This window comes from Pseudomonas svalbardensis, from assembly GCF_030053115.1.
GTDB lineage: Bacteria > Pseudomonadota > Gammaproteobacteria > Pseudomonadales > Pseudomonadaceae > Aquipseudomonas > Aquipseudomonas svalbardensis.
In genome coordinates, this window is the sequence record NZ_CP125619.1 from 3,080,420 (window position 1) to 3,098,808 (window position 18,389).

At 52.6% G+C, this 18,389-nt stretch carries 14 protein-coding genes and 3 pseudogenes; 7 read left to right on the forward strand and 10 right to left on the reverse strand.

Annotation, left to right across the window (positions count from 1 at the left end):
* Positions 1-33 precede the first annotated feature (33 nt).
* Both QFX16_RS14220 and QFX16_RS14225 read right to left on the reverse strand, forming a co-directional pair.
* Positions 34-1,941 (reverse strand): caspase family protein, encoded by a 1,908-nt coding sequence (locus QFX16_RS14220; protein ID WP_283184416.1) that lies wholly within the window; start codon positions 1,939-1,941, stop codon positions 34-36.
* On the reverse strand, positions 1,941-2,561 hold the full coding sequence (locus tag QFX16_RS14225; RefSeq protein ID WP_283184417.1) for a hypothetical protein: 621 nt from the start codon (positions 2,559-2,561) through the stop codon (positions 1,941-1,943). The genes QFX16_RS14220 and QFX16_RS14225 overlap by 1 nt, the downstream gene beginning before the upstream one ends.
* A 236-nt stretch (positions 2,562-2,797) precedes the next feature.
* Here QFX16_RS14225 and QFX16_RS14230 point away from each other — a divergent pair.
* A pseudogene (locus QFX16_RS14230) lies at positions 2,798-3,034 on the forward strand (FAD-dependent oxidoreductase); the annotation flags it as partial.
* A gap of 229 nt (positions 3,035-3,263) precedes the next feature.
* Here the strand turns inward: QFX16_RS14230 and QFX16_RS14235 are convergent.
* Positions 3,264-4,238, reverse strand: coding sequence for an HNH endonuclease (locus tag QFX16_RS14235; RefSeq protein WP_283184418.1), 975 nt, complete (start codon positions 4,236-4,238; stop codon positions 3,264-3,266).
* Positions 4,239-5,091: 853 nt separating this feature from the next.
* On the opposite strand from QFX16_RS14235, the pseudogene QFX16_RS14240 reads away from it, so the two are divergent.
* Together QFX16_RS14240 and QFX16_RS14245 are read left to right on the forward strand one after the other, a co-directional pair.
* A pseudogene (locus QFX16_RS14240) lies at positions 5,092-5,315 on the forward strand (AbrB/MazE/SpoVT family DNA-binding domain-containing protein).
* Positions 5,315-5,719, forward strand: coding sequence for a hypothetical protein (locus QFX16_RS14245; protein ID WP_283184419.1), 405 nt, complete (start codon positions 5,315-5,317; stop codon positions 5,717-5,719). The pseudogene QFX16_RS14240 and the gene QFX16_RS14245 overlap by 1 nt, the downstream one beginning before the upstream one ends.
* Before the next feature lie 83 nt (positions 5,720-5,802).
* Here QFX16_RS14245 and QFX16_RS14250 read toward each other — a convergent pair whose 3' ends face one another.
* Positions 5,803-6,264, reverse strand: coding sequence for an Xre family toxin-antitoxin system antitoxin (locus QFX16_RS14250; RefSeq protein WP_283184420.1), 462 nt, complete (start codon positions 6,262-6,264; stop codon positions 5,803-5,805).
* 251 nt (positions 6,265-6,515) lie between these two features.
* The gene (locus QFX16_RS14255) at positions 6,516-7,673 is read right to left on the reverse strand and encodes a PDDEXK-like family protein (protein ID WP_283184421.1); all 1,158 of its coding nucleotides are present in this window, start codon (positions 7,671-7,673) and stop codon (positions 6,516-6,518) included.
* A 389-nt stretch (positions 7,674-8,062) separates the two neighbouring features.
* On the opposite strand from QFX16_RS14255, the gene QFX16_RS14260 reads away from it, so the two are divergent.
* The 3 genes from QFX16_RS14260 (at position 8,063) to QFX16_RS14270 (ending at position 10,735) form a co-directional block, all read left to right on the forward strand.
* A complete protein-coding gene (locus QFX16_RS14260; protein WP_283184422.1) occupies positions 8,063-8,953 on the forward strand; it encodes a ribonuclease H1 domain-containing protein in 891 nt (296 codons plus the stop codon).
* Positions 8,954-9,068: 115 nt separating this feature from the next.
* Positions 9,069-10,187 carry a hypothetical protein gene (locus QFX16_RS14265; RefSeq protein ID WP_283184423.1) on the forward strand — a complete coding sequence of 373 codons (1,119 nt, stop codon included), beginning with the start codon at positions 9,069-9,071 and terminating at the stop codon, positions 10,185-10,187.
* Between the two features lie 326 nt (positions 10,188-10,513).
* Complete coding sequence (locus QFX16_RS14270) at positions 10,514-10,735, forward strand: AbrB/MazE/SpoVT family DNA-binding domain-containing protein (RefSeq protein ID WP_283184424.1); 222 nt, start codon at positions 10,514-10,516, stop codon at positions 10,733-10,735.
* 87 nt (positions 10,736-10,822) lie between these two features.
* On the opposite strand, the gene QFX16_RS14275 is transcribed toward QFX16_RS14270, so the two are convergent.
* Both QFX16_RS14275 and QFX16_RS14285 read right to left on the reverse strand, forming a co-directional pair.
* Entirely contained in the window at positions 10,823-11,983 is a 1,161-nt protein-coding gene (locus tag QFX16_RS14275; protein ID WP_283184425.1) for a DUF3800 domain-containing protein, read from the reverse strand.
* A gap of 685 nt (positions 11,984-12,668) precedes the next feature.
* Entirely contained in the window at positions 12,669-13,061 is a 393-nt protein-coding gene (locus QFX16_RS14285) for an Xre family toxin-antitoxin system antitoxin (RefSeq protein WP_283184426.1), read from the reverse strand.
* A 223-nt stretch (positions 13,062-13,284) separates the two neighbouring features.
* Here QFX16_RS14285 and QFX16_RS14290 point away from each other — a divergent pair, with 223 nt between their 5' ends.
* The gene (locus QFX16_RS14290) at positions 13,285-14,259 is read left to right on the forward strand and encodes a Fic family protein (protein ID WP_283184427.1); all 975 of its coding nucleotides are present in this window, start codon (positions 13,285-13,287) and stop codon (positions 14,257-14,259) included.
* Positions 14,260-14,603: 344 nt separating this feature from the next.
* Here the strand turns inward: QFX16_RS14290 and QFX16_RS14295 are convergent, their stop codons facing one another.
* From QFX16_RS14295 to QFX16_RS14310, 3 genes and pseudogenes are all read right to left on the reverse strand, one after another.
* A complete protein-coding gene (locus QFX16_RS14295; RefSeq protein WP_283184428.1) occupies positions 14,604-15,560 on the reverse strand; it encodes a HEPN domain-containing protein in 957 nt (318 codons plus the stop codon).
* 853 nt (positions 15,561-16,413) lie between these two features.
* On the reverse strand, positions 16,414-17,541 hold the full coding sequence (locus QFX16_RS14300) for a hypothetical protein (RefSeq protein WP_283184429.1): 1,128 nt from the start codon (positions 17,539-17,541) through the stop codon (positions 16,414-16,416).
* Between the two features lie 426 nt (positions 17,542-17,967).
* Positions 17,968-18,084: pseudogene (locus QFX16_RS14310) on the reverse strand (diguanylate cyclase domain-containing protein); the annotation flags it as partial.
* Positions 18,085-18,389 lie beyond the last annotated feature (305 nt).

Here is an 18,389-nt window from a genome sequence, read left to right on the forward strand (position 1 = left end):
ACCGAGACCCAGAAGCCCTTGCTATGTTCGAAGTCATTGGTCGCTGAGCAGAAACCATGGCACTCGATCCGGGAAAATTAGTGATGCGCAGATAGCACCGATCCGCGTTGCAGGATTTTGGAGCGACGTGTCATGAACCATCTGTGGCTTGCACACTTCCTCCCAGCGCTGAGCGACATCCGCCACCGTCCAAACCTTTTGGCCGATCTGGAACACGTGATTTATACCGTTGCGAACGAACGGCTGACTGAACTCCAGGTAGCTTTGCGGAAGGAAGATGTTGAGGTGGGCGTGATCAAGGCTTGCCAGGTTGTAATCCAGTTCTTCTTCAAGGGAGTGACGACGACTGATGAGCAGGACGAGCGCCAAGGTTTCTGAGGGTGAGCTGCTCAAGCGTTTCAACTCGGCGGGGTCTTTGTCGGCGCGCGCCTTGAGATAGCCGTACACGTCCTCTGCCAACAGCAATGGCCGGGCAAGTCGACCGTTGTGCTCAACGAGCGCATTGATCAGCGTGCTGACGACCAATTCGCCAAGGCCATTGAGGTCATCAGTTTTGATGGCTGTAAGGAACGCTGCCCAGTACGGCGCCTCGTCTTCGCTCATGCCTGCACAGACGCTGGCGTAATGCTCCATCAGTGGGCCACTCATCTGCTCCAGTGCCTCTCTGAGATTAGCGTCACTAACGCCAAGCTCCCGAGCCAGATGCACAGCTGCGCCTGCCCAGCCCAAAATCCGAGAAATGCGCTGAGGGAGGTAGAACAGGTCGGGAATGCCATGCCGGGAAAGCGAACAGGGGTTTTCTCGAAGCCCATTGACGATGTCCCACAGCAGGTACTCAATCTCAGTCACGACCTCATGGGCAAGTCCTCTGATGCAGTCGCGGGAGGCGTTGTCCTTCTGGGACGACTGAAGGAGCAGAGCGGCGCACGTCGCGCTTAGCTCGACTCGAGAAAAGCTATTGGTGTGACGCCCTGCTCCCTTCTCCAATGATTGCCAGATGCCGCCAATAAACGCGCCGACTGCGTTGGGTATGTCGGCCAAGCGATCAGCGAACGTGGAAAGGACAGGGAAAAGCTTTTCAGCGTTGAGTTCATGTTCCGGTGCAAACATCAGCTTGTACAGTTCGGCGGAATGGGCGCTGATGGCCTGTCCGGCCGGGGAAACGGGTGAGATGCCAGTGATCCCCAGCAAAGAAGACGTCGGGTTGTCGGAAGCATGCGGATTGCCGAACAGCGGCATATGACCGTATAGATTGACGCCCCATACGGATGGCATTTGCCCTCCCCGGGTCTGCTCTGACACGTACTGCGCAGCAGGTCGGCCTATGTCCAGCAAATCGAGCATGTCTGCTCGCGATCCCGTATCGATCTCTCCAATCAGCACTTTGAGCAGCGCAAGGGTTCCATACCCGCCTCGATTGGTCTCGCCGGCGTACTGATCTGCCGCTGACGACACAAAAAATGAGACGCCAAAAGTCTTGGCCTTACCAATCACTTCAGGCTTGAGCAAGATACTCAGGTTGGACACCATGCCTCCTGCGTGGCAAGCATCAATGATGACATTGCAGTGGGCAGCTTTGAGTTCGTTGAAATATTCGAAAAGTCGACTGAGAGCAAAACCCGTGGTGGAGAGACGATCTGCGCGGGTGTCGCTGAGGCAGAGGAAGTAGCTGTCGTTTGCCGCACCGCCATGCCCGGCGAAAAATAGCGTGAAGCTCTCAATTTCATCGTACCTGTCCTGTATCTCAAGCAGCATTGCATCCAGCTGACTCCTGGCCGGAGAGCGAAGCAAATACGCGTCCTCTGACTGGATACGGCTCAAGGGCCCTGTCGACAGCGCAGAGTGAATCGAGAGCGCGTCATGCTCGGCTCCAGATAAAAGGCTGAGCGTTGGGGATTGGTAGTCGTCACAACCGATGCACAGCAAAACCTTGGCGGCCATCACTGCTCCCTATTACGAAATTTAGATTTTCGCGCGGCTTCCGCTGCCAACGCCTGGGTGATTTTGAGCTTCTTGACCTCCTCGACCCTGGCGAGCAATTCTGGCTCTTGCAGCGAGGGATCTGAGTGGAGGCGTTTCGCGAGGCTGGGATGCATGCGAAATTCTGGAAGCGAGACCTGGCCATCCCGATCAACCGAGTACTCGACTGTCTCGATTGCCTTGAGCATCTGTTCGCCCAAGCTGCCCGAGGAACCATCGATAACATTGCCGTGCTCTTCGCAGGTATCGGAGAGCATCTTGTAAAACGCCTTGGCATAGCTGTTGGCCATGCTGTTGGATATTTCATCAACCGTGCGCTCAATAACGTCGAGCCGGCCTTCCATGATGTCCTCGAAGCGCAATCTTGTTTCGTGCTCGATCGTCTGCATCTGATCGACGCGATCAGGGTCGTAACTGTGGTGCGACTGCCACGATCCGCCGTGACTGAATCGCTGGACGTTATCGCCCCCACTGACCTGTCTTTGTGCCCGGCTGAGTTTCTCCCCTGTGGCTTGCATGAACGTCTTCATGACGAGTTCTGCTTGCGCATCAAACGGGAAAGGATGGGCTTTATCCCTCATGTCTCACTCCTGACTGACCACGCGCGAATAATTAGACACCATGATGCAGAAGGATCTTCGCAGCTCCCTCTGTGTGGTATGGCAATAGTATGGCATCGCTCACCCTAATCACCCACGGGTAGGTGCTTTGGGCAGGCTTCGTGATTACCGAAGTCCCCCTTGCCGGATCACTTATCCAGAGAGGTCAGGCACTGGTGCATGCTTACGGCATTCGTTAAACCTGGGTGGGAGGGATCTTGACTCAACACATCGTAATCGTGGGAGGCGGCGCTGGTGGCTTGGAATTCGCGACTCGCCTGGGAAATCGGCTAGGCCGGCGGGGAAAAGCCCGTATCACCTTGGTGGGCGCCAACCTGACCCGCAACTGGAAGCCGCTGTTTCGCGAGGTCGCTGCCGGCTCGCTGAACCCTAGCCTGGATGAGCTCAACTATGTGGCTCAAGCCAGGTGGAATCACTTCCAGTTCCAACTGGGCTGAATGACTCAGATAGACCCCGCTTACGCACCAAGCCAGAAGGGCGCGGTCTGCAACATCTTCCGCCGGCAAAACCAGCGCATAGTGAAGCGGTCAGACAGAATGCGTCGAGGGCATCGTGCTAGGCGAGCTCCCATCATGCCCGGCTCAGCTGTCCCAGAGTGTGTAGCCTCCTCGCCGCCTACCTAGCCTCGTTTGAACCTGCCCCAGCCCTCTCGTGCAGCAAAGCCTACTTTGAGTAGAGTTCGGGATCGATGCTGTCAGGGGGAATGGCCTCGATATCGTCGAAGCTATACTCGATGAGGTAGTCCTCCTTTCGCTTCTCCGTACCAGACATATCTTTGTTGTAAGTCCTTGGCTGTCCGAAGGGCCAACCGCAGAGCTCGAAAGGGGTTGGGAACGCTATACATCTAGTAGTCAGCGTTGTCCTATCAAGTATGGATGGCACGATGAGCTGCATTGCAATGTTGCCAAAGGCAATCATGAAGATTGCATACGGCTTGCTAGCGCAGGACGGCTTTCTCCGAAACAGGGAAACCGCGACACCGCAGGTTGGCCGGGGCCCTGGGATAAAGGTTTCAATCACGACAGCCGGCTTGATGACGGATTTGGTCTGGTCGGCACACATCAGCCAGCCGATTGTTTCAGAGAATGCCGATAGCTCCTCCTTGTTTTCAATCGTGGAAAGAGCAATCTTTACCAATGCCTTGTAGACGCCAAGCGGTATGTACGGCTCACGATGAAAATTCACCGTGGCGGTTTTGTTTTCTTTATCAATTGTGAAGAACTTTTCTGTTGCTGGCGACACGAATGCTGGGATCTCGCCATGCTTTACTTTGCTTTTTTGGTTGTTTGACTGGTAGTTTGGAACTCCTCTCTTACCGTGAATCTGGCCCATCACCCTAAATGGACGCGTGTACTTGTCCAAGTGAACCTCAAGATTCTCAGAAAAGAATTTATTGCAGGAATCACATTCTTCGGAGAGGACTAGCTGGTGGTTGCCCAGGCACTCTGGGATTGCGTGAGCAGTATTGGTAAAGTTGGTTTCGCTTTCATTTTTTTTGCAAAAACGGCACTTTTTTATGGCGTCAGTCTTAATGATTTTTTCTGGGCCTTTGGAATACACCCCAGCAGCAATCAGATCATAATTATTTACAAAATAATCCAAGCGCTCTTCCACGCTCATCGTTGTATTTGTCATCATCACAACTCTCTTTCCATGATTTTCAATTGAACAGACATTCGATACGAAATGAGTATTTTCAAGAGCTTGCAATCAGGCATGGCACTATGCTATGTTCTGCCAAGTAGAGCAACTATCATCTTGGCCTTTGCTCACTCCCTTAGCTGGTTTCATATGCGAGTCTATTGCACGTGATGTCAGTAGGCGCTTGCTAGAAGCTTTTCTAGCGTCGTCATAGGAGTGTCAGAGCCATGAAAATTGGTGATGATAAAGTCGTGCTGGTTCGCCAGTATCGCCGGTTTAGATTTGGTGAGTGGGAAGTCGTCTGTCAACACAGACGCTCCCTGCCTTGCCGCTTCGGCCGATAAGTAGGGATTGGGGTGGTAGTTGCTCTACTCTGCCCATTTATTCCTACTTCCCCATCCTGCCTCCTTCAATAATTTCCGGCATCTCCATTCCGTTTTTTGGATTCGAACGATCGGAAAGCCACAAATACAGCGACCAAAGCTCACCCCGTCCCCTCGGTTGAAGCAAAGTTCTCAATCGCGCCTGGCACCTGTGATGGGGCGGACGATGTCCATTGGTTATCAGATCAGCAATCGTTCATCGTCGGCGGCCAAGTCGCGCCAATGGCAACGCTGCGTGACCGCGCGGTTCGCGCCACGCAGACCTGTGGCGAGGTGGGAACCCTAATCCAACACCCTGACTGCTTCTACACTGAAAACGCGCATCGTCCACGGCCCGTAAGCGCGAGCCTGAAGACGGAGATGCTCCTAGCCTTAGGCTTGATGATTATCCAAATCTTTAAAAAGTTTCACCGAGAACCCACGGGCGTTCAAACGGCTTGCCGACTCAGAAGCAACGGAGACCACAAGTGAGAAAGCTACCTATGAAAATCATCATCGAAGAATGGGATGGTGACGGTGCGATTCGAATTCCGGATGAAGCGCTGCAGGAACTGGAGCTGGATGTCGGCGACTCGCTGTATCTGATTGAGGAATTTGTCGGCAACACGCGCTGCCTAGTCCTATCAAAAAAGCCTCAAATCTCGGATCGAATAGACGAACTCATGGGGCCTGGAATAGCGGACAAAAATGATGACTGACGCGAATCGTCTCTGGCAACGCGAACGCAAACGACGCTACGCTTTGTGGGATTTAGAAAGGCTGCAGCCTGGATCTGACCGAGCGATTCAGTACCTTGTGATTCTTGATGAAATTGAGCGCCAAGATCGAGATGACCCCATTGGCGATGCAGCCGCCATGTCGGTTGATGAGCTACGAGAATCTGTTCCAGAAACCGAAATCGTGGGTGTCAGCGGATCCCACTTTGTAGTCGTGCTTGACGAGCACATACCAGAACCGTGGAAAACCCGCTTCGAAGAAGCGAGTACTGGGTCTACCCGTTTACGACAGGGCTGTTATGCGAGAGATTGGGGCCGTTTTTTAAGACTGTGGACATTTGAGATGCAGCACCTCACGGCACATAGGGAGATGCGTTAAGAGCCTGATGGAGCTGCTCGTGAGTTTCAGGATCGTCATAGGGTTCCAGAGTACTGGCGCCGATCAAATAGGCCGCACCGATCTCACACAAAAACTCCCTTCTCCAGCTGGCCGATGAGATCGAAGACAGCTTGCGTTTCCACCCTCGTCCCCAGCATGTCGACTGGACGCTTCGATCCGAGCCCTCGCACCGGCGAGCTCATCCATTCCGTTGCTGCAGTCGTATCGTTTTCGAAGAGGGAAAGGGCTTCGTCAAAGAGAGTTACCAATGCAACCAGACGGTCACTTTCCAGGGTGTTGAATCGCCCTGCTTTCTCTCTACGCGCCAACGTTGTGGGTGGCACACAAATCGCCTTGGAGACATCCCCTCGCTGCGCCTGCAGAAGGCTCGCTATCCGGTCTAGAAATTCGAAAGACAGTCCTTCGCGAGCCAGGTCATGAAGCATGGTGCCGCGTGATGGCGGCCCGAGGGTCATCCAAATGCCTTGTGGAATCTGGGGCCCTGGTTGGTATTCCTTGATCGATGACAGCACTTTCACCTCCATCTGAAAAACCTACCACTAAGCCGGGCCCAAAGGCCCGAAACAGCGACATCACCAGTCGCCCGTCGCCCGTCGCGTAGGTAAATCACCCGAGAAGACGAGGTAACGATAGGTAGCGAAATCATCCTACGGCAAGAAAAGGCAACTCCGATAAAGCACTCACAGACACAAGCGTCAGTTCTTGAAAAACAGTGATAGATGTCAAAAGCGATCAGAAGAGAAAGACGCCGACAACGGTCAACTTCCCCGACCGTTTAATTAGTGGTTTCTAGCGCCCTACTGATTTCAACGATGCAGTCATGCACACGGGTCAACACTTCATCGAGATGACTTTCCGTTGCCTTGTCACCTTGATCCAGCACACAGCGATCCTCCTTGACCACATAGCGGGTCGAGGCAAAATACAGATCTGCCCAATCCGGAACGGCATGCGCAGGCTGGGTGAATGAGGGAAGTCGATGAGTCAGCACCTGACAATCACGGCCACTGAAGAAAGGAAACACTCCAAACCAGGTGTGCTTATAGATCTTGACCCACACACCATCAGGCCAACTGCGCAATCGTACATCCAGGTCATACTGTTGCTTGTCTGATTTGGCTGAAAATCTGGTCTCCATCTCGCTTGCACATTCAACAAATAAACCGTCACTGACCAAACGCTCCTGCAGACAGCGAAATAGCTCAGTCATCTTGCGCGCCTTGCAATATTCGTAATGCTTCACGAGGTGTGCGTACGCATCTTCGTTCTGTTGAAATACTTCCCAGCACAGGTGGTTCAGCTCGGAATTACCTGACATTGTTTTTTCCACGTGAGTGATGAACTGGTCGATAAAGTGGGCGGCAGCTGGAATGCTGGACGGGGACTGGCGCAGAAGCGCTGCTAGTTCGCCATAGGATTGGTAGTAAACCGGCACACTGGAACTTGAGTCGAGAGTGGGGGATTCCCTACCAGTCGGGGTGAGATAAACCAGAGCCCGAGACTCGTAGTTCGGGTAGAGCTCGCACAGCGCTTTTTGATAGCGCGCAACCTGGTTGTGCTGATCAGCAGCCCAAATCTTGTTTTCTATCGCAATGACGAGACGCAGGGTCGGAAAATCGAGCAAGACATCGATGTGTGCCAATTCTCTGGCAATCTTGGCTTTAGCCCCTTTCGTGCCTTCCAGCACCTGCAGTGACAATGGATGCCCCATGCATGGCATTTGCGAAAGAGAGGCAACAAAAGCATCCCTGAACCACGCGCCCAAACCATGAGCTTCATGCTCATTCATAAGCGCAGCCAAAATGTTGGAATGAACCAGCTCTTTGGAACTCACACCCATCACTTTGAAAAGGTCGAAAGCCTTCGTATAGCGACTCAAAGCGGCAAAATTAGAACTGGTACGCAAGACTTCCAGTTGTTCTGAGGCTTCCATACCATGAATCCTTTTAAGCGATCGAGATGTTCGCTGGGACTGAGGATGGTAGAGCAAGCAAGAGGCATAATGCCATCCCAATAAAGAGACAGCTTTCGTTTCCCCCTCACCTCCAGCATATCAAGACGACGTCAAAGCAGGCCCACGACATGGCGTGCTCATCCATTTGGTCGCTACGGCTACAAGGCCATCGAACGAAGAAAGAGCTTCCTGAGAGAGTCTATCAATGCAACTAGGCGGCTGCTCTGTAGGTGACGTTCCAGCTCGTCAGGCGGCGAATTCACCTACTAAGGAGTCCGTTACTGAGTGGCTAAAAACTGAGTTTTGAGAGAGGCTTGAAGATATAGCTTCTTGGATGAGTATACAAAGATTGGAGAGGGTTGTTCGGGATGGCAAAAAAACCTCGGTTCTATGCAGTTGTACATGGACGTCAGACCGGTATCTTCGACAAATGGGATGGGGGAGCCCGTATTGCGATTGACCACTTCCCGGGGGCTGAGCACCGCGCCTTCAGGTCACTAGCGCTCGCCGAGGAATGGTATCGGCTGAATACTCGTAATCCGCACTCTCTTCACTCGCCGATCTACCACTTTGATACCGAAATGATCGCTAAGGCACCAGGCGATGTCGCACTGCAAACAACGCTGAACGGTGAGCGCTCGAAGCGAATCATCGTCTACGTCATCATTGACCCAGAAACGGAAGAACCCTTCTATGTTGGCGAGACGTGGCATTTTCCTCGCCGTCAGCAAGCTCATCTGAGAACGGCAAACGCGAGAACGAAACGGGCCGCAGCTAAAATCGCGCAGATACTTGCCAAGGATCAGATGCCGGCATTCAAAGCAATAGAATTCTGCGAGTCCAAAGAAGCCGCATTAGCTGCCGAGACAAAGTGGATCAAGCACTATGTCGAGAGAGGATATACCGTCTGGAATCGTCTGAGAGAGCATAGAGAAATCAAAGAACTCCATCGAGCCCCCAAGATTCAGATGGACATGATTATTGGAGATGGCTCTTTTTTACTTGGCCCACATCACTACCGTTCTCGATTCGAGCTCAAGACCAGGTTGCGCAGTTACCTATCACAGTTACCCTACGGTTTGGTGGCTAATCCTACAGCGGTCGAAAAGCTCAGGTTGATATGGGATACGACTCAACCGGCTTCACCTGCGGTGCAGTTCTGGGTCGTGCCTGGAGAACTCATACACCGGCTTCAAGTGGTGCAGGCGGATGGAGCTACCGCCGATTTTGATTACGCAGCAGCTATTGATCGTATCTGACGGCTGTCTTAGCCCTTCAATGTTTTACTTAGGGCAAGTATCGGCACCTTGGATTAGAGGGTGACAGCCGATTCCGCTCACATCATGAACTACATCCGCAAGGGACTGATCCCCAATGACTGCTAATTCAGAAATACCGTTCACAGACTTAGTCAAACAGACCGTGAAAGCTAATGCCAGCCAACTGGTTACGGCCGGCGCCGCCCTGACAGGCCTCGGTTTTATCCTTACGTTCTGTGTTTTGTACACCTATCTACACGCGATTGGATATCCAAACCTGTTAAGCCCTGCATTGGGGAACGCCAGCGCCCTGCTCCCGTGGATTGTCATTTCCACACTTATGCTCGTGCTGTATCTAGCGAGCCTAATGGTCACTTCCGCGTTCTATGCAGCGGCGTTGACCCCCTTCAAAAACAACCCCTCGTTTATGGCTTTGATGCTGATACTTCCCTCATTAGCAGGCATCGCAGCGATGGTGTGGTCGGTAGTTATTCGCCAACGCACAAGTGTGTTTTTCGTAGTTACCTTCTCAGCGGTGACTGTCATAATTGCCACTCTGGTGATGCTTTTGATACCAAAATTCTGGGCAACAGTAAGGGACGCCGCTAGCCAAGCTTCACCGGCTCAGAATGCGAAAAATAAATGGATGGCAACAATCGTTGGCCTGATCGGGACGGTGTGGGGGACGGCACTGTCTGCAATGTTCCCAATGCTCCTCCTCATCAAAACCTACCCGTGGCCCGCAGACAGCTACGAACTGTACAAATTTGCTGGTATATGCGTCACCGTATCGGGACTCAGTCTCCTTCCGGCTGCAGCCTTTTACATTTGTAAAGATGGGCTGTGGAAGCGTACACGCTACACATTGGCTGGAATGATGCTGGTGGTGGCAAGCGCGCTTTACTTTGCCCCTGCGACCATACCGAAGGTGGTCGACCAAGCCGCGAAAATCATCGGTATCAAGAGCCTTGAGGTTTCGTCTTTCATCATCAAGGACACCTATGCTGCCGAAGATTTCGATTCGCGGTGGGGGGAAGTCAAAACGCTTAGGAGTTATCCAGTTGTCGAGGCATTCCCTTTGTTTACTCTCGGTGACCTCCTCCTGCTCTGTCCCAAGTCGCTTGCACCCACCGAATTACTAGACTGGCCGGTGGTGACCCGAGCGTGCCTGCTGTTGGACGCCAAGACCACGAAACAGATGCCGGAGAAGACAGTGAAGGCGCCAAAGACCTAGATCAAAACAAAAGAGAGTCCAGCAACCAGACCGCTACCAGAGCTTCGTCAACGTATCGTTGCGGCGCTAGCCGGGCCTCGTTGGCCCGAACGAGCGACCTTTCATTCACGCCACTTCATACCGCAGCTTAGCTACGAGCAAGCGATGACTCGAAAGCAAAATTAATTGAGCACAACCTCCCCTCTGACCGCCCGCGAAATCTGCCAGGTGCTGATGGACGTCGCGCTTGGCATGTCGCGCCAGAGATAGCTCAACAGCTTGTACGCAAAAGCACGTATCCATTACCGACTCAAAAGCAAGGAAACCCACTCGTGAAAAAGCCACCTATGAAAATCATCATCGAAGAATGGGATGGTGACGGTGCGATTAGAATTCCTGATGAGGCGTTGCAGGAGCTCGAACTGGATGTCGGCGACGCTGTGTACCTGATAGAAGAATTTGTCGGCAACACGCGCTGCCTCGTCCTATCGAAGACACTTCAAATTGCGGATCGAATAGACGAGCTGACTGAAGCGTGGGATAGCGGAGTGAATGAAGGCAGGCGGTAGCGAACGGCCGCGTTTGGCATAGAGATCAAGCACGGCGCGATCATCCAGACGCCCGTCACATAATCAGCTGCGCCGTAAATCCCGAACCTACAAGGCCTCAAGCGATAATAGTAACTTCCTTATCTGGGCGAATCGGTCTTCTGCCAGGATGTCGTACTCCCCTACGCTGCTGAGGCGATAAACATCCCGTGCTTTCTTGACTCGATCTAGAAGCGGCAGAATCTGGCTCGATGCGAGTTCCAGGAAATCATTGATGTCTGCGCGGGTTTGGGGGATTTTGTACCCCTTCGTAGCGCTAGCAATTATCACCTCGGAGTCACGCAGCTTCGCGATTCCGCTAGATCTGATTTTTTGATCACCGAGCCCCTGAAATCCTCTATTCGCTAGATGCTTGGCGATGTCCTCAGTAGATACGTACTCATCACTGACGAATTCGCTTCTAAATCGCAAGAAATCTAGGATACAAAGCTGTAGGCGCTCATCCTCATTCGGATGGTCGCCAACCTTTGCGAGAAACTGATCTGCCTGCTTCAACGCCTGCTGATGTACACGGTAGTCCGCATACGCGGACTCGCTCATCGGCGGTGGGATGAGCGACTGATACTTCGGTGGCCATTCCAGCAGTCCCAAGGTTTGGTTACGCAGGATGTTCTTGTATACCTCGACCACATCGTTTGAAGCCTTGCCTTCGTAGATGTGGGCCACCGTGCCGGCGAAGAAATCTGCTACCTGGATCAGGACATCGCTATCGCTGCTTTTGGTCTGAAAAGCCGAGTCCCCAAAAAGATCATCGGAGTATCGTGCCGCCACGTACTCCCGCAGGCTAGTCTGAAACTCAGACCCTCCGTGCTCATCGACGGTCATGTGCAAATCGGTGCAGTGATTGAACAGGCGCTCGTACAAGAGGTTATTCACGCTCTTGATGAAGGATTGCTTGAATTGCAGCCCTCCATCCTTGTGCACGCGGCTTTTATCCACGACCGTGAAATAAAGCTTCAGGGGCAGCTCGGATAGATCTAGCAGAATTTTCCGACGGCGATCCGAATCCTTGGCTTTGAGCTTGCTGGACTTGATCTCACCCGTTTGAAAGTGCTGTAAGCGCAGCGCCTCTGCACGCTCGTAAGCCTCCGGCAGGTTTTTCTCGGTGATGATGATCGAGCAGATCACAAAAAAGCCTGAGCTTCCCGATTTCGACGTATCTAGGTCATGATTGCCAGACTCATCGACGAATGCGAACGTCCTTCCCACGCAACTACTCCATCAGTCAAAGCGCAATGCGCCGCGACTCGCATGTTACCTGAGTTCCAGGCGGGCGCAGCCATATGGTCAGCTAGTCTGGTAGAGGAATTTGTCGGCAACACGCGCTGCCTTATCCTATCGAAAAAGCCTCATATTGAGGATCGAATAGGCGACCTCTCCGGCGCCTGGAATAGCGGACAATAAAGATGACCGACACGACTCGTCTCTGGCAGCGCGAACGCTCACGTCGCTATGCACTGTGGGATTTAGAAAAACTGCAACCTGGATCTGACCGAGCGATTCAGTGCCTTGCGATTCTTGATGAAATTGAGCGCCAAGATCGAGATGACCCCATTGGCGATACAGTCGCCATATCGGTTGATGAGCTAAGAGAATCTGTCCCAGAAAGCGAGATCGTGGGAGTCAGCGGATCCCACTTTGTAGTCGTGCTTGACGAGCACATACCGGAACCGTGGAAGACTCGTCTCGAAGTTGCGAGTACTGGGTCTACCCGTTTACAGGAGGGTTGCTATGCGAGAGATTGGCGTCGGTTTTTACGACTATGGACAGCCGAGATGCAGCACCTCGCAGCGTATAGGGAGATGCGTTAAACCCGATGGGGGTATTCGTAAGTCTGAGGATCGTCAGAGGATGCCAGGGTGGTGGAACCATCAAAAAGTCAGCCCGACGGGTCTCACACAAGAACTCCCTTCTCCAGCTGCCCGATAAGATCGAATACGGCTTTCGTTTCCACCCTCGTCCCCAGCATGTCGACTGGACGCTTCGATCCGAGCCCTCGCACCGGCGAGCTCATCCATTCCGTTGCTGCAGTCGTATCGTTTTCGAAGAGGGAAAGGGCTTCGTCAAAGAGAGTTACCAATGCAACTAGGCGGTCGCTTTCTACGGTGTCGAACCGCCCAGCTTTCGCCCTACGGGCCAACGTTGTGGGAGACATGTAAATAGATTTGGAAATAATCCCTCGCGGCACCTGAAGAAGGCACGTTATCCGCGCGAGGTATTCGAATGGCAATCCTTCGCGAACCAGGTCATGAAGCATGGTGCCGCGTGATGGCAGCCCGAGGGTCATCCAAATGCTCTGCGGGTTGTAGGCCCCTGGTTCGTATTCCCTTATAGATGACAGCACTTTCACCTCCATCTGAAAAACCTAACACCAAGCCGGGCCAGATGGCCCGAATCAGCGACATCTCCATTGTCCGCTGCGTAGGATCTGTCAGCCCCAGGAAGACATGATATCGAGTGGTAGTGAGGTAATCCTAGCTTGTGAGCTTTCGTGACCTCCACGAAATTCTATGCAGCGCTTCGCTCTTTTCGAAATCTACACCTGTTGCATGACAAGCGCTTCAAGCACGGATAGTGTCAGCGCCATGAATGTCTCAAACCTGGCCCTCCCCGACTCGATTCCTCCGTCAATACTGGCGAGCGCAGACTTGCTTGTAACTAAGACAGCTTACCTGTCCGGCATGGTCGCGCCTGAAACCGCAGCGTGCTTGAGCAGACTGATGATGGACTCCGACGCCGATTATTCAAGGATCATCGACGGGTACCACACAGAGCCAGAAGTTCTGAAGAATGCACTTAACTCAGCGAACCGGCAGTCAACGCTGATGAAGGTACCTGAGCTTCGTCGACGTATCATTGCGGCGCTAGTCCACCACTTTCACCTTCTCCAAACTCAAACTTTTCCCGATGGTAAAGGGGCTGTCGCGAGGGTGGTCATTCACCAGCATTTGGCTCAGCTCGGGTTGCATCCCCACCTGTGGTCGCTTGCTCGCGGCCTGGCCCGTAGGCATGACGAATATCACGCTGCTTTGGCTACGACAGATCGCATGCGCGCGAGTGGGATCGATGGTGGTCTCCAGCAGTCTAGCAAAGCGAGTCTCAGCTTCGTTGAACTCATGCTTGATGTTTGCATTGGAGAAGTGGATTACATGACTGCTGCGCTGAATACCAGCCGGCTTCGGGAAGCTGTTATGCATGTCTTCAGAACGCATTCGCGCTTAACTGGAGCAGAGATCAGACCGCAAATAGGGCCGGTCTTCCTTGCGCTGCTGATCCAAGGCGCACTACCGCGTAGAGAGTTCGAAACCTTTACCGGACTTCAGCCTAGCGAAGCATTCGAACAGCTCAGCAAGGTGATTAATGTTGGCCTTGTGGTGAGCTCGGCATCTAATCGGCATACTCTGCGGGTAGGCCTACCGACCTGGTTTGCGCAGGATATTTTTCCTAATTTCTCTTTAGAGGAAAGCGAAATCAAGCCGGGCTAGAAGCCCGAAGGGCCGATAGTTTTTGGGCTGTTGATGCGGTCGATGTTTTGAATATCTCGTGATTTGTCTCTTGGTTTTTTTTGCGCACCTACCTGAAGGTCGTTCTCATTCGCCTACTGACGCAGCGCGCGAATGAAATTACCGCGATGACCTTCGAGGAGCGCCAGATGCCACCTGCAGTTTGCTCAGGCATGCAGCGGTTTCAGGTGCGAGTATGCACATGCTAGCGAGACCGTCGGCACGCGGGTAAACTTGGCATCGGCGTCACCAGCTCCGGGTGAGTAGTAGGTAGATCACATTGCGATCGGGGTCGAAATACAAGCAGGAATGTGGTGATGAGTTAATCAGATAAAGTTAGAGCTATAACTTTCATCCCCAAGCACCATATGCAGAAGATAAGTGAAAATATCATCGTTAGACTTAGAATTAAAAAGATCGAACAAATTCGGATTAACGAAGAATTTTATCAGCACCTTCCGCGCAACCTCGTCACAATGGGATGCGAGCACGCCAAGTTCGGAAACATTCTTATCGAGGACATCCCCGTGTACTGCCAGTGATCTGACTGTATAAGCTTTTTTGGTGAGGCGATATATCTCTATTCGCTCAGCCGGGGTTCCACCAATAAAGAACGCGAGCCGCTGCGATAATTGATGAGCAAGCTCAACCTTGTCCGTGCTAAAAACAGACTCGAACAAGCTGCAGTAGCTGGAAATTTTGAATCCCAAATCCCTGTGATTTCTAGCAGCTTGCAGGTGCATCATCGCGATATTTATTCTTCCCTTCGATTTTCGCAAACCTGTTCTATCGGGCATTGCCTGCTCACGAATGCTCTCTACGGCAACAGGGCTATCCGCCAGAACCCCCTTCAAATCCTCACTAGACAACTTCAAACTTAAGTTTTCGCCTGTGGCCGCCGAGTTGAATACCGGTAGACAATTGACGGAAGTAATATCAGGATTTTTCTCGAGTGCAAAGGCCTGTTGGCAGTTAACACTATTATCACCCTGTATCCAAAGCTCCACAAAAAAGCTTTGAACTTCGCGAAGAAAATCAACCAGCTCATCATCTATAATTACGGGAGCTGAATACTCCCGAATTGAATACAGGACTGGCCGACCCGATACTAAATGTATGTACTCAAGCCCTCCCATGTCAATTGAATGAACGCGGCCAACCATCCTCTTGATGTGTGCGATATCATTTGTGAGAACTAGCCTACCTTCAAACCCCACCTTCAAGGAAAACTCATCCTCGACAATCAGGTAATCCACTGCTGTAATGAAAATGATTTCTTTCATACTTTTCCGCATTCCACCTATCCACTCTGCGCATTTCAGTTCGTGTAGCAGTGTCGGCTCACCATATGGAATATCGGCGGCTCGTCGCCAAACTTCAAAAGCGACCGCTATGAGCGTACGTTACCCCCAAGTAGTATCACCAACTATCCAGGGTAGCTTTCACTTTCTTCTTCATCCGATGATATTAGAGGTGTGGACTGCTGGGGCATGCCCTGTCGGGGGTAGGCTTTCGATTCTCGCAACGTGCTCACCAGTTGCTGTAGCTCTCGGACTTGCGCCAAGGGCATTTGCACGTCGCAATACACTGTGTCGTCATCATCCGTCATTTCCATGGGACTCTCCGCATGCCCCACTCATTGTGTCGATAGCCCACACAGGTCGTTGGTGCGTGCCCCTTCGAGAACGGCTGTCGTGAATCGAGCCCTGCAAGCAGCGGCTCGGCCCTTCGGGCTTCCATCCTCACGCCTTATGCCGTGCCGGCTTCCGCGCTCCGCTTGCGTCCACCATCGGCATCGCAAGCAGACGCCGGATAGACCGATACCAGATTGGAGCTATTTCAGTTGGAACGTGTGCAATGTCTCTAGCACTATTTATATAGCTTGCTGAATCGCTCGATCACGACGCTAGGAACAGCTGAGGGCCATGCCTCTAGATTTCCCGTCTTGCGTATGAAATTTACTGCGCACCAAAGAAAAACAGTACCGGTAGCATTCCTGCCAACAACGCTAGGTCATTTATATGCGCAAACGCTGCGCGTACCCGCGTTGAAGCTATGCTCGCAAGCAGAAAGCGCTACCGTCCCCGCAACACGTGCGAAATCATATGCGAACCCCTCCCCCGAGGCGGCACTGCATCAGGGGTCGAGGTTCCCGTGCTCCTCAAAATGGTCAATCAGCCGCTGTCGATAGGTATCGTAATCCTCTGTGAGGATATTTTGACCATTGAAGGTGCCCTTCAAGAAGAAGGTCATCACTGCCTGCTGGGCCTCATCGACACCCGTATCAGAGATATTGAGAAGGTACTTCGCCACGTATACCCGGCTGATATCTTGGAGAAGTAGCGCGACAGCACCCGCAACCCGGAACGAAGCGTCGGGGGAGTCCGCAATATCCAGTCGGATCGAACCCGAGTGGGCAATCGAATTCCGTAGGACATTCAGCCATTTTAGCCGTTTCGAAGCCTCTGCATCAGGAGTAGCCGGATACATTCCACTGACCGTCAAGAAAGCGGTCAGCTTGGAAAGTGCTGACTCATTCGCAACGTTTAACAGGCGGGCCATCATGTCATTGATTAGCTCCTCGCTCACGCCCGCTTCTTCAAGATGAGACTTGAAAGCCTGGGCCGCAGCCTTGACCTTCGATTTGACATCTTTGGTGTAGCGATTCGTGTCCAAGGTGCTGTGCCAGCGTGTAATCAATCCGTCGAGCGCCGCCGATCCCATCGCAATCTTCACGCCGACATTGCTGTTCGTCATCGCGAGGATCACTGCATCCATCGCCTCTCCGCCACCAGCTTCTCGCACAGCCGGAAGCAATGCCCAGTCAATGGCTGGGTGAGTGCGGAAGAAGTTTTTGCTGGTGATCGACTGCCCAGGAGAGACAGGCAGATAGGGCTCAGTATTGTTCCCTACCCTCACGTGCCGACCGGAGAGGAAAGAAAGGATGAGAGACAGATCGTAGGCTCCATTCGCCCACGGATTACCAGGAAGAAGTACCGAGGGTGCATTCAATCCTTCGTGCTCAGCTACCACCGCCGTTATGCTCCAAGTCCCGGTGTTGGATGGCTCTTCGGAGACGGTATTTTTGAATCCAGACGAATCAAAGGCGCCGCCAAATACGAGCCGATCTGACCGGGCAAAATCTCCTCCTACCAGCTCTTTTCCAACGCTGATTCGATACGGGCCAATGGCAAAATCTCCCTCAGAGGTGAGATGGTGTTCAAAGTTGAAGATCTCTCGAAACCCAGTCTGCCTGCTGCTCATATTTTTTCCATAAATAGATCTCGGTGTGGTCTCTAGGCCATGGCGCTTAGAGGAGTTTGTCGGCAACACACGCTGCCTAGTCCTATCAAAAAAACCTCAAATTGCGGATCGGATAGACGAGCTTACTGAAGCCTGGAATAACGAACAGCGCGGCAGCCTCGAAGACAAATGAGGAAGCCAAAAGAATGGTTCGCTGAACCAGTACATCAGGCTGAACTTCAGAGTCCTCCGCCAAGCCGGAAACGCATACCTGGACACATCACCTGAAGGCGCGAGATCGAGCCGGGCTTAAGCCCGAAGGAGCGACCTCTCCATTGACGTCACTCCACACCACAGCTTAGCTATCGCTGCCATGCGGTAGAACGCGAATCGAATCACCATATCCTGCGGAGCTATGTGATTGCAGCTAGAGTCCGAACGCCAGTTTCAGTTCACTCGGTTGCGTCCGCTGCGCTTGGCTAGATAGAGCGCATCATCAGCACGAGTCAGAAGGCTTTCCACATCGTCACCAGCTTTGGCGAGGGCGACACCAAAGGACGCAGTTTGGCCTGTTCGCTATCTACAGACGCTCGTGGGTCAAAGCATTCCGCAATACTACAGGCTAGTAATCCATACCCAGGGTATTCATCGCAGAGCTTCACTAGGCTGTCGAACTGACCAGCTGAGCTGCACCGACATGCCCCTCTCCCATTTTAGTATCCGACGTCGCCATATCTGTCCGTGTATCTGCTCTGTTGATCGTAAAACATTGAGGTATTGGTTCGTAGAATACAGTCTGTACTAGGTCGATGCAGCAATCGGCGGCGTCGGAGCGCGACTTCCGACTTGGCGGTTCGCTGCACTTCTTT

Bases quoted from the DNA above. Each gene is read 5' to 3' on its own strand.
- QFX16_RS14295 (WP_283184428.1), bottom strand. From the start codon at position 15,560: ATGAAAGAAATCATTTTCATTACAGCAGTGGATTACCTGATTGTCGAG.
- QFX16_RS14290 (WP_283184427.1), top strand. From the start codon at position 13,285: ATGCAGCGCTTCGCTCTTTTCGAAATCTACACCTGTTGCATGACAAGC.
- QFX16_RS14300 (WP_283184429.1), bottom strand. From the start codon at position 17,541: ATGAGCAGCAGGCAGACTGGGTTTCGAGAGATCTTCAACTTTGAACAC.
- QFX16_RS14225 (WP_283184417.1), bottom strand. From the start codon at position 2,561: ATGAGGGATAAAGCCCATCCTTTCCCGTTTGATGCGCAAGCAGAACTC.
- QFX16_RS14250 (WP_283184420.1), bottom strand. From the start codon at position 6,264: ATGGAGGTGAAAGTGCTGTCATCGATCAAGGAATACCAACCAGGGCCC.
- QFX16_RS14245 (WP_283184419.1), top strand. From the start codon at position 5,315: ATGACTGACGCGAATCGTCTCTGGCAACGCGAACGCAAACGACGCTAC.
- QFX16_RS14285 (WP_283184426.1), bottom strand. From the start codon at position 13,061: ATGACCCTCGGGCTGCCATCACGCGGCACCATGCTTCATGACCTGGTT.
- QFX16_RS14220 (WP_283184416.1), bottom strand. From the start codon at position 1,941: ATGGCCGCCAAGGTTTTGCTGTGCATCGGTTGTGACGACTACCAATCC.
- QFX16_RS14270 (WP_283184424.1), top strand. From the start codon at position 10,514: ATGAAAATCATCATCGAAGAATGGGATGGTGACGGTGCGATTAGAATT.
- QFX16_RS14260 (WP_283184422.1), top strand. From the start codon at position 8,063: ATGGCAAAAAAACCTCGGTTCTATGCAGTTGTACATGGACGTCAGACC.
- QFX16_RS14235 (WP_283184418.1), bottom strand. From the start codon at position 4,238: ATGATGACAAATACAACGATGAGCGTGGAAGAGCGCTTGGATTATTTT.
- QFX16_RS14255 (WP_283184421.1), bottom strand. From the start codon at position 7,673: ATGGAAGCCTCAGAACAACTGGAAGTCTTGCGTACCAGTTCTAATTTT.
- QFX16_RS14265 (WP_283184423.1), top strand. From the start codon at position 9,069: ATGACTGCTAATTCAGAAATACCGTTCACAGACTTAGTCAAACAGACC.